The 16,472-nt window shown below is 54.9% G+C and carries 13 protein-coding genes; 11 read left to right on the top strand and 2 right to left on the bottom strand.

Annotated features, from left to right (window positions below; translation table 11 throughout):
• Positions 1-44 precede the first annotated feature (44 nt).
• The 10 genes from QFZ54_RS13155 to QFZ54_RS13110 all read left to right on the top strand — a co-directional run bounded on the left by QFZ54_RS13155 (position 45) and on the right by QFZ54_RS13110 (position 11,157).
• Entirely contained in the window at positions 45-671 is a 627-nt protein-coding gene (locus tag QFZ54_RS13155; protein ID WP_307087751.1) for an acyltransferase family protein, read from the top strand.
• A 28-nt stretch (positions 672-699) separates the two neighbouring features.
• The gene (locus QFZ54_RS13150; RefSeq protein ID WP_307087749.1) at positions 700-1,116 is read left to right on the top strand and encodes a hypothetical protein; all 417 of its coding nucleotides are present in this window, start codon (positions 700-702) and stop codon (positions 1,114-1,116) included.
• 197 nt (positions 1,117-1,313) lie between these two features.
• Complete coding sequence (locus QFZ54_RS13145; RefSeq protein WP_307087747.1) at positions 1,314-3,506, top strand: GumC family protein; 2,193 nt, start codon at positions 1,314-1,316, stop codon at positions 3,504-3,506.
• Positions 3,507-3,564: 58 nt separating this feature from the next.
• Entirely contained in the window at positions 3,565-4,800 is a 1,236-nt protein-coding gene (locus QFZ54_RS13140; RefSeq protein ID WP_307087745.1) for a glycosyltransferase family 4 protein, read from the top strand.
• A complete protein-coding gene (locus QFZ54_RS13135; RefSeq protein ID WP_307087743.1) occupies positions 4,797-6,104 on the top strand; it encodes an O-antigen ligase family protein in 1,308 nt (435 codons plus the stop codon). The genes QFZ54_RS13140 and QFZ54_RS13135 overlap by 4 nt, the downstream gene beginning before the upstream one ends.
• Before the next feature lie 33 nt (positions 6,105-6,137).
• On the top strand, positions 6,138-7,268 hold the full coding sequence (locus QFZ54_RS13130) for an acyltransferase family protein (RefSeq protein WP_307087741.1): 1,131 nt from the start codon (positions 6,138-6,140) through the stop codon (positions 7,266-7,268).
• A 166-nt stretch (positions 7,269-7,434) separates the two neighbouring features.
• Positions 7,435-7,710, top strand: coding sequence for a hypothetical protein (locus QFZ54_RS13125; protein WP_307087739.1), 276 nt, complete (start codon positions 7,435-7,437; stop codon positions 7,708-7,710).
• 225 nt (positions 7,711-7,935) lie between these two features.
• Positions 7,936-8,595: a polysaccharide biosynthesis/export family protein gene (locus QFZ54_RS13120; RefSeq protein ID WP_307087737.1), complete on the top strand. Its 660-nt coding sequence runs from the start codon at positions 7,936-7,938 to the stop codon at positions 8,593-8,595.
• Between the two features lie 75 nt (positions 8,596-8,670).
• Positions 8,671-9,882: a glycosyltransferase gene (locus QFZ54_RS13115; RefSeq protein ID WP_307087735.1), complete on the top strand. Its 1,212-nt coding sequence runs from the start codon at positions 8,671-8,673 to the stop codon at positions 9,880-9,882.
• A 576-nt stretch (positions 9,883-10,458) separates the two neighbouring features.
• Positions 10,459-11,157 (top strand): class I SAM-dependent methyltransferase, encoded by a 699-nt coding sequence (locus QFZ54_RS13110; protein WP_307087733.1) that lies wholly within the window; start codon positions 10,459-10,461, stop codon positions 11,155-11,157.
• 1,257 nt (positions 11,158-12,414) lie between these two features.
• On the opposite strand, the gene QFZ54_RS13105 is transcribed toward QFZ54_RS13110, so the two are convergent.
• On the bottom strand, positions 12,415-13,605 hold the full coding sequence (locus tag QFZ54_RS13105; RefSeq protein ID WP_307087732.1) for a glycosyltransferase family 4 protein: 1,191 nt from the start codon (positions 13,603-13,605) through the stop codon (positions 12,415-12,417).
• 50 nt (positions 13,606-13,655) lie between these two features.
• Positions 13,656-14,705, bottom strand: a complete 1,050-nt coding sequence (locus QFZ54_RS13100; RefSeq protein WP_307087729.1) for a polysaccharide pyruvyl transferase family protein — start codon at positions 14,703-14,705, stop codon at positions 13,656-13,658.
• Positions 14,706-14,879: 174 nt separating this feature from the next.
• Between QFZ54_RS13100 and QFZ54_RS13095 the strand changes: the two genes are divergently transcribed.
• Positions 14,880-16,406, top strand: coding sequence for a lipopolysaccharide biosynthesis protein (locus QFZ54_RS13095; protein WP_307087727.1), 1,527 nt, complete (start codon positions 14,880-14,882; stop codon positions 16,404-16,406).
• Positions 16,407-16,472 lie beyond the last annotated feature (66 nt).

The following is a 16,472-nucleotide window of genomic DNA, read 5'->3' as shown; positions in this document are numbered from 1 at the left end:
TTCACCAGCAGCAGCGCTGCCATCTATTAAGGGTGATAAATTATATGCCCAATAAGGTTATTCTAACCAACATACAGCAGGTGAGGGCTATCGCTGCTGCTCTCGTCATGGTTGCTCATGTCCTTAACAGCATAATGAAGCGTATGTTTGGCGTCGATGAATTTCTTATCGATGGCGGAATAGGGGTTGATATCTTCTTTGTGATATCCGGTTTTATTATGGTAGGGGTTACGCACGATAAATTCGGGAGTCTAAGAGTCACAAAAGACTTCCTAATTCGACGCATATCTCGAATCGTTCCAATTTATTGGATTCTTACCTTCGTAATGGCAGGCTTGCTGATAGCGACACGCCACCCGATTGGCATGTACGATCTGATCACTAACCTAAGTTTCTACCCGGTGGCCGGGCCGGAGGGAAAGGTTCGTCCTATACTTGGACAAGGCTGGACTCTCGAGTTGGAAATGATGTTTTATGTTATATTTTCTGCGTGCCTTGCATTCAAGAAGCGAGTGGGCATGCGCATTCTCTTCGTATCTCTAATGATCTTGCCAATTATGGGCATTCTAGAACTACCTTATCCATTCGAATTCTGGACAAGTGGACTAATCATTGAGTTTCTGCTTGGTATAAATTTGGGCCTACTTTACAGAAATTTTCAGGACAATTAGTATACCTGAGCCATTAATGCTTATAAGTTTGCTGATCGTCGTCATGATTTGGGGGTATCACGGCCTGCTGCTGGGGTGGGGCCGACCTCTGGCATGGCTTTTGGCGACTGCGGTGGTTGCCATTGCCTGCTTCTCCCGACAGGCGAAAGGTGCAAATTTTGTAAGTAAATCGCTGATAAAACTGGGGGATTGGTCCTATAGCTTGTATCTAGTGCACATAATCGTGCTTGCGATGTTTATGGGGGTGTCCGACAGAGTGTTCGGGAAGTCCATCGGGATCCCGCTTGGGATCGCTTTGTTCGTCAGCATAAATATTGTCAGTATCCTGTGTGCGTACCTGTCCTACGCATTTCTTGAGCGCCCCCTCGAGCGGAAGTCGATCGTTTTTCTCAACGCGCTGCCTTTTTTCCAGGGAGGCGTCTTTGGCAACGCAAAATCGCGTTGACCCCCTTTGGGCCAAGTTTCCGCAGGCAAGTATTAGCTTCACCAAATTTGTTGCTCTGCGGCACAGAAGAAGCTAGCTACCTGCCAGTAGTTTTAGGCCGCACAGTGGTAACGATCACGTGTGGCTTGACAGATGTTTCCGGCATGACCCGTCGCGGCAATCGTGGGAAGATCCGAACAACATGACGCGGGGGTAATGTGGCGAACACGATAGCGAAACTCTCGAACCAGCAGCAGGATACGATTCTGACCGGATCTACAGCGTTTTCGGTTTCCGACCCGAGCGATGCTTTCAGCCTAGGGCTTTCGAGCTTCTGGCGGGTAATCAAGCGCAGCTATAAGCTCTTGGCTGCTATTCTAATTATCGCCCTGCTGATCGGCATCGCCGCCACGCTGTTGGCAAAGCCCGTTTATCGCGCAACCAGCGTAATCCGCTTTGAATCGGCCGCCTCGCAGACGATCCAGATCAGCAACACCGGGACTACGATCGGTTCGTCTGGCGATTTCGAGCGTGAGTCCCAAACGCAAATTGATCTGATCAGAAGTCGTGCGATGGCCCAGGCTGTTTATGAACAGGCCAAGCTAGGGTCGAATGCGAAGTTCCTTGAGGTTGCCGGGATTTCCACAGGAAGCGACAGTCAAGAATCGGCCACGGCTCCGTTGGCCAAGCAGAATGCCGCCATTGGATTTTTGCGATCATCGGTTCATGTCGAGAAAATCGCCGGTACTCAGCTCACCAATATACAGTTCGATTCGAGGGACCCGCAACTGGCCGCATTAATCGCGAATGCCTATGCGCGGGCGGCTGTGCAGTTAGATCTCCAGCACAAGTTCGACGGTTCCAGCTATGCTCGCGACTTCCTTACCAACCAACTGAAACTGGCGCGGGAGCGGCTTGAGCGATCCGAAGTGGATCTCAACTCCTATATTGCCGAGAACGGCTTGATTTCGGTCAGGGCTGGTGCCGAGGGCGGGGAGACAACCACTATTGCCTCCAATCTAGCCAGCTCGGCCACCACCGCTAACGATGCTACCAATCAGCGGATTGCTGCTGAGCAGGCATGGCGCGCTACGCAAGCGGTTCCATTGATGAGCGTGCCGCAAGTTCTTGCCGACCCACAAGTCCAAGGTCTGAAGGGCCAGCTGGCGGCAGCAAAGGCAAAGTTGCGTCAGGATCGAGCGACTTACGGCCTATCCCATCCGACAGCTGAGGCTGACCAGGAAGCTGTCAATGGCCTGACGATAGCCGCGCAAACGGCTGCGCGTGACGTTGTAAACGGTCTGCGCGCACAGTTCGAAACCGCGCAACACCAGGAAGCCGCGTTGCTCGAACGTGTCAACGGCCTTAAGGGGAGCGTTATCAGCGAAGAACGGCTTGGCGTTCGCAGCAATATCCTCAAGCGCGACGTCGATACCAACCGCTCACTCTATGACGCATTGTTGCAGCGGCAGAAGGAGGTGTCTGCCACCGCAGGCGTTAACAGAAGCAGCGTCTCGATTATCGATGACGCGACCGTCCCGGGCAAACCCGTTTCGCCCAACCTTCCGGTCAACCTCGCTGTCGCACTCGTCGCGGGCTTGTTTTTCGGCCTGCTCACGGTGCTGATCAAATCGCAACTCGATCAGAAGCTTCGCACGCCCGAGGATATCTCAGCTGCGACTGGGCTGCCGATCCTCGGCGTCATTCCCAAGTCGGACGTAGCGATTTCCATTCCAGACGAGCTCGACAACCCACGATCGGCGCTATCCGAGGCCTTCTTTTCGGCGCGTACACATATTGCGTTGTCGCGACCGAATGGCCTTTCAAAGACCTTGTCGGTCACCAGCTCGCGCGAGGGAGAGGGCAAGTCGACGACAGCGTATGCGCTCGCCCGCACCATCGCCAAGATGGACTTGCGCGTACTGGTGATCGATGCCGACTTGCGTCGTCCGGCCACGCACCGGTTTTTCGGGCTCGCCAACAAGCTTGGTCTTGCCGAACTGCTCTCCGCCAATGCTGTCTTCGAATCAGTGATCCAGGCCACCGACTTCGAGAAGCTGCACGTCATCACGTCGGGCACCGCCCCACCGAGCCCGACTGAATTGCTGTCGCATTCAACGCTGGACGATATCCTAGCCAAAGCGCGCGAGTCCTACGATGTCGTCATCATCGACGGGCCGCCGATCCTGGGTATGGCCGATGCCTTGCTGCTGGCGGCCAAGGTGGATGGCGTTATTTTTGTCGCCGAAGCCGAAGGCGGCACGCGCGCCTCGTTGCGCCGCGCCCTGTTGCGCCTCGCCACGGCAAGTCCGGACGTGCTGGGCGTGATTGTCGAGAAGTTCTCCGCCGAGGGTAACGACGATGACTATTATTATTCCTACAACTACTCCTACACGCCCAAGCCGAGCTGAACGTGGCTCCTGACGTGGGATACTTGGGTTCAACCGCTGTACACAGGTGTGAGAGACGATGAAGCTTGTCGTCGTCCACGACTTTGCGAATGCCGAGCTTGGCGCCGGCGCGACCCGGTGCGCGCTCGACACCGCGATCGCCTTACGGGCGCAGGGCGTCGATGTGACGTTCCTCGCCGCCGCAGGGGAACCCGATCGCGAGTTGCTGGATGCCGGCGTCAACGTAAAAACGCTGGGCCAAGCCGACCTCCGTCGCAATCCGTCGCGAGCCAAGGCGCTCCTTCAGGGGCTTTGGAATGAGGATGCGGAGCGGGCCATGCGCAAACTCATAGCCGAAGTCGACCTGAACGACACAATCTTCCACGTCCACACTTGGTCCAAAGCACTGTCACCGTCCATTTTGCCACCGTTGATGTCGCCTGGGGTGCATGCAATCTTTCACATGCATGAATACTTCGCCGCCTGCCCAAACGGGGGCTTCTTCGACTATCCTTCGCTTTCGATCTGTACGAGAAAGCCGCTCGGCCTTGATTGCCTCACAACGCAATGCGATTCACGCTCGGGCATCATCAAGGCCTGGCGGGTCGGGCGTCACGCTATCATGCATGCCCGCGCGCATTACCCGGCGAAAGCGCGTAACTTTATCCTGCTGAGCGAAACTCAGCGCCGTGTTCTGCAGCCCTACCTGCCGGCGGCCGCTAACATCGTGCTAGTGCGCAATCCGATCGCGGTAGATAAGCAGCCGCGCGTACCGCGCGGGCCAGACGCACGCTACCTGTTCGTAGGCCGTATCTCAAAAGAGAAGGGCCTGTCCGTGCTGGCGCAAGGCTTTGTCGACAGACAGCACCAGCTCGTCGTAATCGGCGACGGCCCCGATCTCGATTGGCTCAAGGCCAGCCTACCCAACGCCGACTTCCGCGGGTGGCAGGCAAAGAACCAAGTCCAGGAAGCGATGCGCGAGGCACGCGCGCTGGTCTTCCCCTCGCTCTGGTATGAAGGCATGCCAATGGTCGTGCTCGAAGCGCTTGCCTGCGGAGCACCGGTGATATCGAGCAGCTGCTCCTCTGCCGCCGAAGTCGTAAGCCACGGCAAAACCGGACTCGTCTTTGATGCCAGGGAAGCTGCTTCATTGTCTGAAGCCACACGCGTCCTGGACGATGACGCTACAGCGGAAGCCATGTCCGATAGCGCTTATCAAGATTATTGGGCCGCCCCGTGCGACATGCTCCGCTTCGCAAATGAAATGACGGTGCTTTACCAAAACGTCATGAAACAGGGGTCATTCGGGGCATGACTGCCGCTCGGTCACAGCTTCCGGAAACCTTTCCAAGCACCCGAAAGGTTCTATCAACGAGCCAGTACATCCCATTCGCCTTATTCTTCTTGCTGATTTGTACTCCCGGGGTTACCAATATCGCATCGATAAACTTCTCGATCGCGTTATTCCCATTTGTTCTATACGGATACTCAACAACAGCAAGAGACGCATTCTACAGCATGTTGCCGGGAGCTCGCAATCTCGGAGCGATAATTCTGAGCCTCACGTTGCTCATCTGTGGATGGAGCCTGATCACCGCAATCGGAGTCGACTCCTTTGTGCGTGTTTTTAGACCGATCTATGGCCATGCAAGTGGGATCGCGATTGTCCTGGCGATTTTCGCGCTTTCTCGTTCAAGTCAATCAGCAAGGCGCACACAAATATTGTGCCTGGTTATTTTGACACTATCACTTTCTGCAACGTACTTCTTGGGACAACGCGGCTACGGCGATCGCTATCCCGGTTTTTTCAAGCATCCAAACCAGCTGGGCCCCGTAGCTTCGATGGCAGGATTGTTTTTCGTTTGCCAAGCACTCTCAAGCCCCCTCCGCAAAGTTTCCTTGCCGCTCGTTGGGTTGCTTGTAGCAATTTATGCTATCTTCCTAAGCGGATCAAAGACCAATCTTGTAAGTTTTGCCGTCCTTTTCCTTATCTCCGTCCCGCTCATGGCATTTCAACGCCTCGACCCAAGACAGGCGCTCGCTGAACTGTCTCGCAATATCAGTATCGCGCTGGGAGCAATTATCGGTGGCGCACTCATTCTCCCGCTAATTAATGCGCGGGCCTTTACTGTGCTCGATACGATTTTTGCTGGAGATGAGGAAGTTAACCAATATGGCTCCGTTCTCGCACGGAAAGGTCTATGGCAGGAATCATGGGATATGGCGCTGGCCCATCCGATGACGGGCGTTGGTGCGGGGCAGTTGATGTCGGATGGGACCGAACATGCGCATAACGTATTTATGGACGCCGTCCGCACGACGGGTTTTCCCGGCCTTGGCCTAACCATTACCTTTATTCTTGCGGTGCTATGGTACTTTCTCGGAGCTTATGGTGCGGCCAGGCAAGTCGGCCGTGACGATAGCTCTCGTCTTTCAGAAGAAGGGGCTAGGGGCCCGTTTATCGGTTCGCTTATGGCTTTGATCTCTTACATAGTTTCTAACCAAATGAGCGATTCTTTTGGACCTTCGACAATCCCATTTTTCTATATGTTTCTTGCTTTCTCGATGACATATTTTCTTCCCCGATATTACACGAAGCCTGATAAGGACTGGGTATAATACTCCTGGATCGTTGGATTAGGGAATTTCGCGTTGCATGATAATCGCGATCGATACAGCTTGATTAAGCCAAGCGTTTTCCCTGAAGCCGATCTTATTGTACGAGGCATATTAATAGTTGCCATCGTTTTGGGTCACAATAGGCTTTTGACTACGCATTCGTCGTGGTTTTTCGGATTTGTCTATAAGTGGCACGTTCACGGTTTCTTTTTTCTGGCGCTCGCCTCCCGTGGTTTGCGCAGCAGATCATCAAGAATTGCCGATGTGCTGGTGCGGTTTCTAGTGCCGTTCTTTATGTTCTTGACACTTGGCACGGCGGCCATCGCAATGCGGGGCGAGTTCTCTTTGAATGCGTATCTGCAGGCCGCGGCGATCGGCAGCGCACGCTTGATCAATGCAGCATGCGATATCTCTTTATTTTGGTTTCTGCCGGCGTTCGCAGGGTATCTGCTCTTTGTTGGCGGAGTTGGGCAATTCTTGGCTCGACGTCGCGTACCGCTTGCGTGGCTCAGTGCAATTTGCGTTGCGTGCCTTATAATCACCTATCTTCTGCCAAAAAGCGTTGCCCTTTTCGTTCCTCTCGGTATCCCAATCGTTCTTTATATATTTCCAGGCGCGGTACTATTCGGAGCATTCAATCAACGGATTGAGAGGTTCGGGATTAAACTGAGAATATTAAGTGCCTTTACATGCTTGATTGTCTTCTCACTTGGTCTTTTCTATACCTACCGAGATCATTTGGATATTTCGCTGTTTAAATACGGTCAAGGGACGGTTATTGTCTTTATAGCTGGGATTGTGGTCAGCGTTTCGGCTAGTCTATTGTTGAAGGCGGTGGCTTTGAGCATGCCCAAAAGCGCGTTATCGTTGATTCTCGCTGCTATCGGTAAAGCGTCGTTGGTCATATTCCTTGTACACAGCTTTATACAGGCGCCCCTAGTAAAGGGCGTCCAATCGCTCCTGCCGCAAAGCGCAAACGCCGTGAACCTTGCTGCAGCGCTTGCGATCTCGAGCATCTCGGTAGCGGCAGGCTTCTGGGTGGACGCCCTGCTTCGCAGGCTTCCCAACTTGCGCGAACTTCTTCTTCCGCATGATCGTAACGCCTACGTCAGTGTCCTTGACAGGATTCGCCGCGATCCGCGGAGTATCATACGGCGGAGCTGATGGATCCAAGTCGTTATCAAGGCGTAGATTCTCGATTGAGTATCACCAAGTTATGGATCGTTTGACCGGGCTAGTTCGCAACTGCAAAAACATCTAGGAAAATGCGCTTATCTCTGTTAGCTTAAAGTTGATTTATTACTTCAGCCGTTTCTTAAGGGGAACCCGCATGGCGACTTTTGGTAAGGTTACATTCGGATTGGCTATGGCCAGTCTATTGGTGGGGCAGTCAGCTGTTGCCGCCTCACCGCGCGCTTTTGATACGCGGGTAGGCACTGCAACGACCGGCAAGGCGGTGGGCTTCCGCCAGTCGCCTAAAGCCGCTAGCAGCGATCTGGCTGGTTCGGGGTTTTTGTTTCCGGGACTTGCCTTCTTAGTATTTATCGGTGGCATTCTTGTCATTTCAGGTGTTTTTGACGGCAACGACACGCCCGCAAGTCCCTGATAAGTCGGCCACTCTCTTTTAGAGGGGGTGGTGAGACTCTAACAGTGGCGCACCTGATGATGCGGAACGGAACTTTGATTCCAGTTTTGCTAGTAAATGTCAGAAATATACATCGTTGAGTTGGGTGGAATTTTATGCCTGGGATCAATCGTTTAGAGTCTCAGCTTAATTGCTGCGCTGCGGGGTAACATGCGGTTAAGGGTGCTGGGGAAATGCGGATATCTGATGTCTGCTGCGTTGCTTTCTGGTTGCGCTGGCGGAGCTAAAGATGTCCCGAGCGGCGCTTTAGCCTATGCTGCAATGCAGTCGGCTGCGCCGCAGCAAGCGGATGATAGTTACCTCCTTGGGCCGGGCGATAGGATCTCGATCCTTGTCTACGGACAGACGGACATGTCGCTCGAGAGCGTCATCATCGGCCCGCAGGGCTTGGTGAGCATGCCTTTGCTCGGCCCGGTCAAGGCAGTAGGTACTACCGCAGCCGGGCTTGCCAAGGGCGTCGAATCGAATCTGCGGCCCGCTTATTTGCGGAACCCGCAAGTGACGGTGAACGTGCTCGAATACACATCCAAGCAGGTCGCGGTTGGTGGCCAGGTTAATTCCCCTGGTGTGATCACTATCTTCGGAAACTCGGATCTTACAACGGTACTGGCTAAGGCCGGTGGGCCGGCGCAGTTGGCCAAGTTAAATGAAGTGATTGTTGTTCGTCAACGCGACGGACAGCGCATGGCTGCACGTTTCGACATTCGCGCCATTAATGAAGGTAGTATGGCTGATCCCGTTATTTACGGCGGGGACAAGGTCTTTGTGGGCTATAATAGTGCCAAGGGCTTTTATCAGGACGCCATCCGCACTCTTCCGCTTTTTGCGTTGTTCCAAAGCTTCTAGGCTGACGGCCAGACGTAAGGCGGGCATAGTCTCTGGCCGTCATACCTGATGGCCATTCGTCGAAGGTAACCCGCCGTGACCAACGCTACATCTCTCGAGTCTGGCCCTAAAATGCCGGCAGAAAGGGAGCTACCTCCACAAAGCCGCATCGTCCATGTGATCACCCGCTTTATCCGCGGTGGCGCGGACGAGAACACGCTCTTCACGTGCAATGGCCAGGCGGCGCAGGGCCACGATGTTCACCTGATCACGGGGCGCTATCATCCCGAGATGGTTGCCGGGTTGGATTCGCGGGTGCACTGGCATTTTGTGCCATCACTAGTCCGAGATCCATCTTTGCAGGACCTCGCTTGTGTAATCGCGCTCAGCCGCAAATTCCGTGAGCTCAAGCCGTTGATTGTTCATACGCACGAGAGCAAGGCAGGCATTCTCGGCCGCCTCGCGGCTTGCTTGGTCCGGGTGCCACTGATCATACATGGCGTCCATATTCTGCCTTTCCTCAACATGTCCGGCACCAAGCGCCTGCTCTACCTCGGCATGGAAAAGGCGGTCGCGCCGTTTACGGATGCCTTTCTCAGCGTCAGCGAGGAGATGCAGCGGATTTGCATTGTTGAGGGCTTGGGCAAGCCCGACCGCCATTTCTGGGTGCCCAGCGGGATGGATACCGAGCAGTACCGACAAGCCGAAAAGCTCGACTGGTCCACGATCCTGCCCGAAGGCCGAACGGCTGTCGGTCGCACGGTCGGCCTAATCGCCGGGCATCTCGAGAAACGTAAACAGATCGGAGATCTGGTCGAGGCGCTTGGCGTCTATAGCGATCGGCAGGACTGGATGCTCGTTATCGCCGGAGAAGGACCCGAGCATGCCGCGCTCCAGGCACGGATTGGGGAACTGAACCTTGTCGAGCACGTGATCGTGCTCGGGTTCCGCAAGGATTTGCCCAACCTACTGGTCAGCGCTGATATCGTCCTGCACGCCGCGGGCAACGAAGGGCTGCCTCGCGTAGTTGTTCAGGCAACGTTAGCCGGTCGGCCAGTGGTAACGCCGGCCCTGCCCGGGATCGACAAGGTGGTGGCGGACCAACGCAACGGCCTGTTCTGCGCAATCAATGATTTTCCCGCGCTCGCGGCCAATTTCATTGCCCTCGTCGATAACCCAGCACGGCGGGATAGCATGGCGGCCGTCGCACGCGAGGTTGACCTGTCGCCTTGGGGTATCAACGCCATGGTGAAGCGGATCAACGAAGCATACAAGAAGGCGCTGTCGTCCGTGAAAACGCCTAGTTAAAGGCGGCCATCTATCTCGATACATCGAGTTACCTGATGGGTTTTGCGGGTGTCCCAGCGTCTAAAATATAGGACTCAGCATTTTTGCCCCAACGCTGCCTGCTGCGATTACGCAATTATGTACTAACCTTACGCCAGGAATAATAATCGCGGCAGCTACGATCCCAAACACCACCACTAACATGTGGAGATGTTGTAATAGCTCTCTACTGTAATAGCTTTGTTACCGCAGCGCCCGAATGGTCGACGCTTGTAAGGTGTGGTTAATATTTAGTGCTCTATGGTCATAAATACTGAAACCAGAGGTAATGCGACCCTGACCATCCATTAGCGAAGCGCGGTCTAATGCAGGGCGATATGCCGCGACGGCTGCCGAGCAGCTGGCGGTGGTGAAACAGGCGGAGGCGGGGACCGCCGCGTTCGAGGTCGCTGCTGGCAGATAAGCGCCTCGTAGCTGCGACGGGCCATACTGTGCCATTTGCGCTCGGCGCATTCTATGCTTACCCCCTTCGTGTGTGCTCGGCCGCCGATGCGAAGAACTCACAATTGGAACCGTCACACGTCTTAAGGGGGATGTATGGCCGAACCAACAGTGCCTATCTACGCGCAGTCCGATAGGGCCGGGATAACCGAGCTTTGCCCATCTACGGTTGGTACAATCCTCGACGTGGGTGGCTCGACTGGCGAGTTCGCCGCGCATATGAAGAGGCATCTGGGTGCCGAACGGGTCTATGTAGCAGACTATTCTGAGAAGGCCTTGGACGTCGCCAAAAGCAAGGTAGACGATGTAATTCTCGTCAATCTCAACAAAGAGGGGCAGCTTGCCAACGCGCTGGCTCGTCGCGCTCCTGTTGATCTGGTTTTCTGCCTTTGCGTCTTGGAGCATTTATATGATCCCTGGCGCGTGGTCGCAGAGTTGCACACGGCTTTGCCTATCGGCGCGACAATCGTCACATCAGTCCCTAATTCGCAGCAGCTGAGGTTCGTCTGGACAATCTTGACTGGGAACTGGAAGTACAGAAATACAGGTCTTTTTGATAGAACTCACATCCGTTTTTTCTCCGAGGATTCCGCTGTAAAGCTGATGACTGGAACCGGGTTGCAGTTGGTTAAGGTGAAGCGACGCATCTTGAGCAAAAAGCTGGCGAAATTGAATACGCTAACGTTGCGGCGGTTTGAGCTATTCTTCGCTTTCCAAATCGAGATCGCCGTCCGAAAAGTAAGTGATGAAGTATTTGATCCGGGTTTTTGCGGTGCACGTATCGCGGGTGCGTAAAATCTGAGATCTGGCGGAAGCGGACAATTAACAGGAACCGCGAACACGACCATAGCGGTGGTCGCCGCCGCTTCGTAATGACCATGGGCGAGCCGAGCGGGTCGCCCCGTTCGACTAGGCTCTCCGAAGACAGCTTTCCGCATGCGCCGCATTGCAACAGATGCTTCATCCCTGGCACCTCGTAGGCCCCAAGTTTTTAGCAACGGATCGGTCACAGCGATCTTGCGCCATGTTCATAAGGGATTCTAGCTTCTTTCTCCGAACGGAAGAAGAATGTAGTGTTGCACTGTTGGGCTGACGGAACGAACTGCCCCCTGTCCGTTATGAAAGTTTTAATAAAGACCCGAGGTCGTCAGTCTACGTATTCGCCATCGCTAGCCGTACTCTTACCAAGTGTGGGAGCAGGCTTGGGCATGACGTTGATTCGACGAGCAAAACGTCTCGTCAGCTCCCGCTGTATTTCGCTGGGAAGGCCGTATCCTATTTCTCGATATTGTCCTATTATCGAACCATGCGGCTGCGAACCTCTACATGTTGCCCACAGGCGTATAGGAATTGTTGGCCGGTGCGATCCTGGCGATCTATGGCGTGCCTTCCGGAGGCCATCGTCGCGAAGAGACGGGGCAAATAGGGGACGGATGCACAGCGATGAATGCGGATTTTCTTCAGGAACTGCCGCGATCCGATGACATGAGCTAAGTCATACTGATAGGCCGATAGGCCCGTGCCTTCTTCCCGCCTGAGCACATCGAGATGCAACAATTACTGGATGCCACCGGTCGCATCCTTCAAACAGAAAGTGCGCTGCGCGGGTCATTTGCTACCATCGTCGGAGCTCGGAAGGGCTAACATAAAAGTAAGCGTATTTCGCGATGTTCGCGAGCTTCAAGTGCCAGGACCGGAATGCCTAGCGCAACTCAGAATGCACGACTTGCCCCCATCGTTCTGTCCGTTCGTGCCTGAAACACTGCCAAGATCTCGATCTCAGCGTTTTTTTTCCAGGGCTTAAGATAGCTCTGCCTGGCGCGTCCTATGTCGAACCCCGAAAATCATTCTGTCTGGGGGACGAGTGCACGCGGTGGCTCAGCGTCTACCCTGTCCATCATGACACCGATCATCTAGCGACAAGGGCCGGCGAGTATGTTTTGCAACATTCGGGGGTGATGGCAGGTTTTTTGAACGCCTCATCATAGGCACGGCAAAACATTTCGAAATGAGAACGTTTCCAGGTAGCGGTCACTGTTGCCCTGATCGCGTTCACGCCGTCGCCAGCACATCCCGATATACCGACTCGTATGCATCGACCACGTAGTCTGGATCAGTACGGCTGACGATCGCATCGCGGGCCGTGTTGTCCAGTGTGTCGAGACCCATGGGGCTGGGCAAGGCAGTGATCAGGCGGGCGAGTTCGTCGACATCACGCCCTTCGTAGAGCCATCCGCTGCGGCCTGGATCGACTACTTCGGGGATGCCACCGGAGCGGGCGGCGATAACCGGCAGGCCGTAGCGGTAGGCTTCTAGGATGCTGCGGGGGAGTGGCTCGGGGTAGAGCGAGGGCACTACCACCAGATCGACCTTGCGGTACAAATCTTCCGACTTGCACCAACCTAGGAACGTCGTGCGAGCGTCGCCCAAGTCGTGCATCTCGTCCATGTAGGCGGCTTCGCCGTCGCCGGCCACGAGCAAGCGTACGGGCACGTCGGCGGGTACCTTGGCCATGGCTTGCAGCAGCACGCGCAGCCCCTTAGCTTCCTTGATCCGGCCGATGTAGCCGATCGTCACACCAGAGCGGTCAGGTACCCCGCCCTTGATCGACTCCACCGGCGCCGTGGCGCTCAGGATCGCACGAGCGACCTTGGCATTGGGAAACAGACCCGCAGCCAGATGCGTGTCGAGCACGTACTGGCCCACCGCGACGACGCCATCAACATCGGCGGTCCGACCGCGGCGTGGACGTGTGACCAGCGCACAATCAAGGCATTTGCGCGAACAGGGATCGTCGCCGCGAAAATAGCCCGACCGCGCGCACAACAGCCAGTAGTCACGCAAGTTGTGGACCACCTTGGCGCCGGCGTCCTTGGCCGCGCTCCACACGCCACAGGTGAGCAGCTGCATGATGTTAGTATGGACGATCTGCGGCTGCACTGCTTCCATGATCGGCCGCAGCCGCGCGCGCATAAGCGGATTATAATTCTCGATCGCGTGATAGCCCAGCTTACGCAAGCTGCTGCGATCGGGTTTATCGAAGGGATAGTCTACGAAGCGAGGCTTGATGCGGTGCACCACCATGCCGTGCTCATGGTTCACACTTTCCCTGTCCGGCACGACGGTAATGACATGCACCTCATGCCCCCGCTCGACCAGAGCCTTGCCAAGGTTGAACGTCGATACCTCGGCGCCGCCCTTGATTATGGGCGGAAACAAGGTGTTAGTCAGGATGATACGCAAGCCGGGCGCCTTTATGGTAGACTGATGAGAACAGTTCGTACATGGCGCAGCTAAGCTTGCGCGGCGAGAATCCTGTCTATGGCATCGTAGTGAAGAAGAGCGTTGTCGTTTACCTGCTGGGGCAGAATTTCCTTCCCATCCGTCTTGAAGCCGGAAGGAAACAGAAACAGTAGTGAAAACTTGTAGAATTCATAGCTTTTCCAAAAGAACTTTTGGCGACCGATTCGGTTGTAAAGCAGCTTCGTCTTCGTAACTGCTGCGTAGGCCACGCTCGGAACGCCGTAGCTCATTGCCATAACCCCGAGGTGAAGCCGCGTGGTGATTAACAGATCCAGAGATGCGACATCATCACACGATTCTTGAATATCCAGGGCGAACTTTTTCTGACAGTTCGGACCCTCAATGTAAAAGGCATTGAAAGCACCATCGGCATTCGGGTGGATATCAAAAAATATAAAATTGATATCTCTCCTGATCTTGGTAGCCGCTGATATCAGGAACTTCGTAGGATAGAACTTGGGCGAGTCTCCAAGATAGAGATTTATGCCGATTCGGTACCTTTCTTTGCCCTTCGGCTTGGTTCGAGCGGGAATCTTGTTGGCGACGCTCCAGACGATATCGTCCAGGAACTCACCCTGGATATTCGCCTGCTCGAGAAGTTGCAGGTCTTCCCTGTTGCGAAGCGTCACGTATTTCATCTGGGAAATCAGATCGCGTCGCTGCGAGGGGACGATCTGAGTGAGGGGAACGCCGGCGCCGCCCAAGGAAAAACCATAGAGGGGAATATCGTTCTCAGTCGAAACCTCGAGCATTGCCTTCAGGTCTTCGTTAAAATCCTGGCCAATGCCCGACAGTCGCGGACGAGGGATTAGCAAGCCTCCTCCGCCCAGGAAAACGATGTCGCAGTTCGCCATGAACTCGCGAACGTCACCGAAGACGGGAATGCCCCATTCGGCCATGTCCGCCGCATTCTTCGAGAAGACGACGGGCAGATGGCCGCGTTCCTGCAAGTGCCTCGATATGAGATACGCCATCAGGTTGTCGCCCAGGTTCCGGTAGCTGTAAAATCCGAACACTCCGATTTTCAGAGGTTTGCTCATCAAAATCCCTATCGTCATGATCGTCTGAATGGTGGCAATGCTTCCGAGGGCATTCGTCCGGTGAATGTGTTACCTCGCCGGCGAACCTTTCCTTGCTGCAGTGCATCATCCCGGTGTACATTGCCCGTAGCGTTCGGCAAGTGCTCTCTCCACAATCTTTAACTTAGGCGGGATATGACTGACAAAACTTCCGCTGTCCCGAACTCCTCGATTTCACACCAAACGGTTCGCGGTTTTGCACAACTTGCCTCGAGCACGCTTGCCACAGCCCTTCTAAGGATCGCAGTCGTTGGCGTCATGGCGCGGCTTCTGGCACCAGACGATTTCGGCGTGGTGGCGATTTCGAACATCTTTGTCGAATTTGCTAGAATGATCGCGACGACCGGCATGTCCCAGTCCATTGTCCATATGAAAGATCTTACTACCAATCATATCAGAACAGCCTTCACCTCGTCCTTGGCAGTTGGCGTTGTGACAATGATGATGGTGATCGTAGCAAGTTCTACCATAGCGGCGTTCTTTTCTCTTCCGGACCTTGAGGGGGTACTTTACGTAAGCTCAGTCATACCGCCAATCATGGCGGCCAGCACGATATCGAGTAAATTACTAGAGCGTGCTCATATCTTCAAGCCGATCGCTAAAAGTAACATAATAGCCTATGTGGGGGCGCAGGTGGTGGTCGGGATTCCAATCGCATTCGCTGGGGGCGGTTATTGGGCGCTCATCATTCCACAAGTAGTGGGCGCACTCCTCCAGAGCATTATCCTAATGCGAGCGCAGCCGCACGATATGTCGCTGCATTTCGGACGCTTGGAATACAAGGATCTGATGAAGCTAGGCACTGGCTTCGGATTGCAGCGGTTCGCGAACTTCTTTGCACAGCGAGGCGATTATTTCGTCGTGGGCAAGCTGCTGGGACCAACCGAACTCGGGCGGTACGAGCGGTCCTACGTATTGATGAATCTGTCCAACTCGCTGTTGGCGAGCATGTTGAATACCGTCCTGTTTCCCGCGTTCGCGCGGGTCGCTCACGACCATGCGCGGTTTCGCCGGGCATATATAAAATGCATGCAGCTTACCGCGTCGATTACACTGCCGATATCCGTCGTTTGCGTCGCTCAGGCGAGGGAGATTGTCGAAACGCTTTTAGGCAGCCGATGGCTGGACGCCACCACCCCATTCGCAATTCTCGCGGGAGGGATCTTCGCGCGCACGTGCTACAAGGTAGCAGGCAGCGCTGGCAATGGTCTGGGGCTGGCCTACCAGAATGCATTTTCGCAGGTTTTATACGCGGTATGCGTCATCGGCGGCGCTGCCATTGGATTAATCTGGGGCATCAATGGCGTGGCGGTCTCCACCCTAACATCGATCGCGATCGTCTTTATCCTGCTCAACAACTCCGTCATCCGCCATGTCGGCCTGACCTGGCTCGATATGTTAAAGGCTTTCCTGCCCGGCATTGCGTCCGCCGCGTTGATCGGTACGATAGCAATGATCGCAGCAGAGTTCTTGCGTGCGCAGACCGCACTGCCGGTAGTTATTCGCTTGACGGGTTCTTCATCGCTCGCCGGAATCGTGTACTTCGCCTGCGCCACGCTCTTACCTAACGTCTTCCTCGGCCGTGGCGTGCTCGAACTGCTCGACGAACGCCTGTCCCGGACCGGCCCTGTTGCACGAGCGTTCAGGTTCATTCGCCGCTGAAGGTCCCGTCGGCGGAAGCGCCGAGCACGTCTACAGCGTCATTAGAGCACTATACCGATTTCATCG

The organism is Sphingomonas faeni (assembly GCF_030817315.1).
GTDB classification, from domain to species: domain Bacteria; phylum Pseudomonadota; class Alphaproteobacteria; order Sphingomonadales; family Sphingomonadaceae; genus Sphingomonas; species Sphingomonas faeni_C.
This window is presented reverse-complemented; position numbering and strand designations above follow the sequence as displayed.

What these genes read in the sequence shown, in the direction of transcription:
- QFZ54_RS13155 (WP_307087751.1), top strand. Translation starts at nt 45, where the DNA reads ATGCCCAATAAGGTTATTCTAACCAACATACAGCAGGTGAGGGCTATC.
- QFZ54_RS13140 (WP_307087745.1), top strand. Translation starts at nt 3,565, where the DNA reads ATGAAGCTTGTCGTCGTCCACGACTTTGCGAATGCCGAGCTTGGCGCC.
- QFZ54_RS13135 (WP_307087743.1), top strand. Translation starts at nt 4,797, where the DNA reads ATGACTGCCGCTCGGTCACAGCTTCCGGAAACCTTTCCAAGCACCCGA.
- QFZ54_RS13125 (WP_307087739.1), top strand. Translation starts at nt 7,435, where the DNA reads ATGGCGACTTTTGGTAAGGTTACATTCGGATTGGCTATGGCCAGTCTA.
- QFZ54_RS13120 (WP_307087737.1), top strand. Translation starts at nt 7,936, where the DNA reads ATGTCTGCTGCGTTGCTTTCTGGTTGCGCTGGCGGAGCTAAAGATGTC.
- QFZ54_RS13110 (WP_307087733.1), top strand. Translation starts at nt 10,459, where the DNA reads ATGGCCGAACCAACAGTGCCTATCTACGCGCAGTCCGATAGGGCCGGG.
- QFZ54_RS13100 (WP_307087729.1), bottom strand. Translation starts at nt 14,705, where the DNA reads ATGAGCAAACCTCTGAAAATCGGAGTGTTCGGATTTTACAGCTACCGG.
- QFZ54_RS13095 (WP_307087727.1), top strand. Translation starts at nt 14,880, where the DNA reads ATGACTGACAAAACTTCCGCTGTCCCGAACTCCTCGATTTCACACCAA.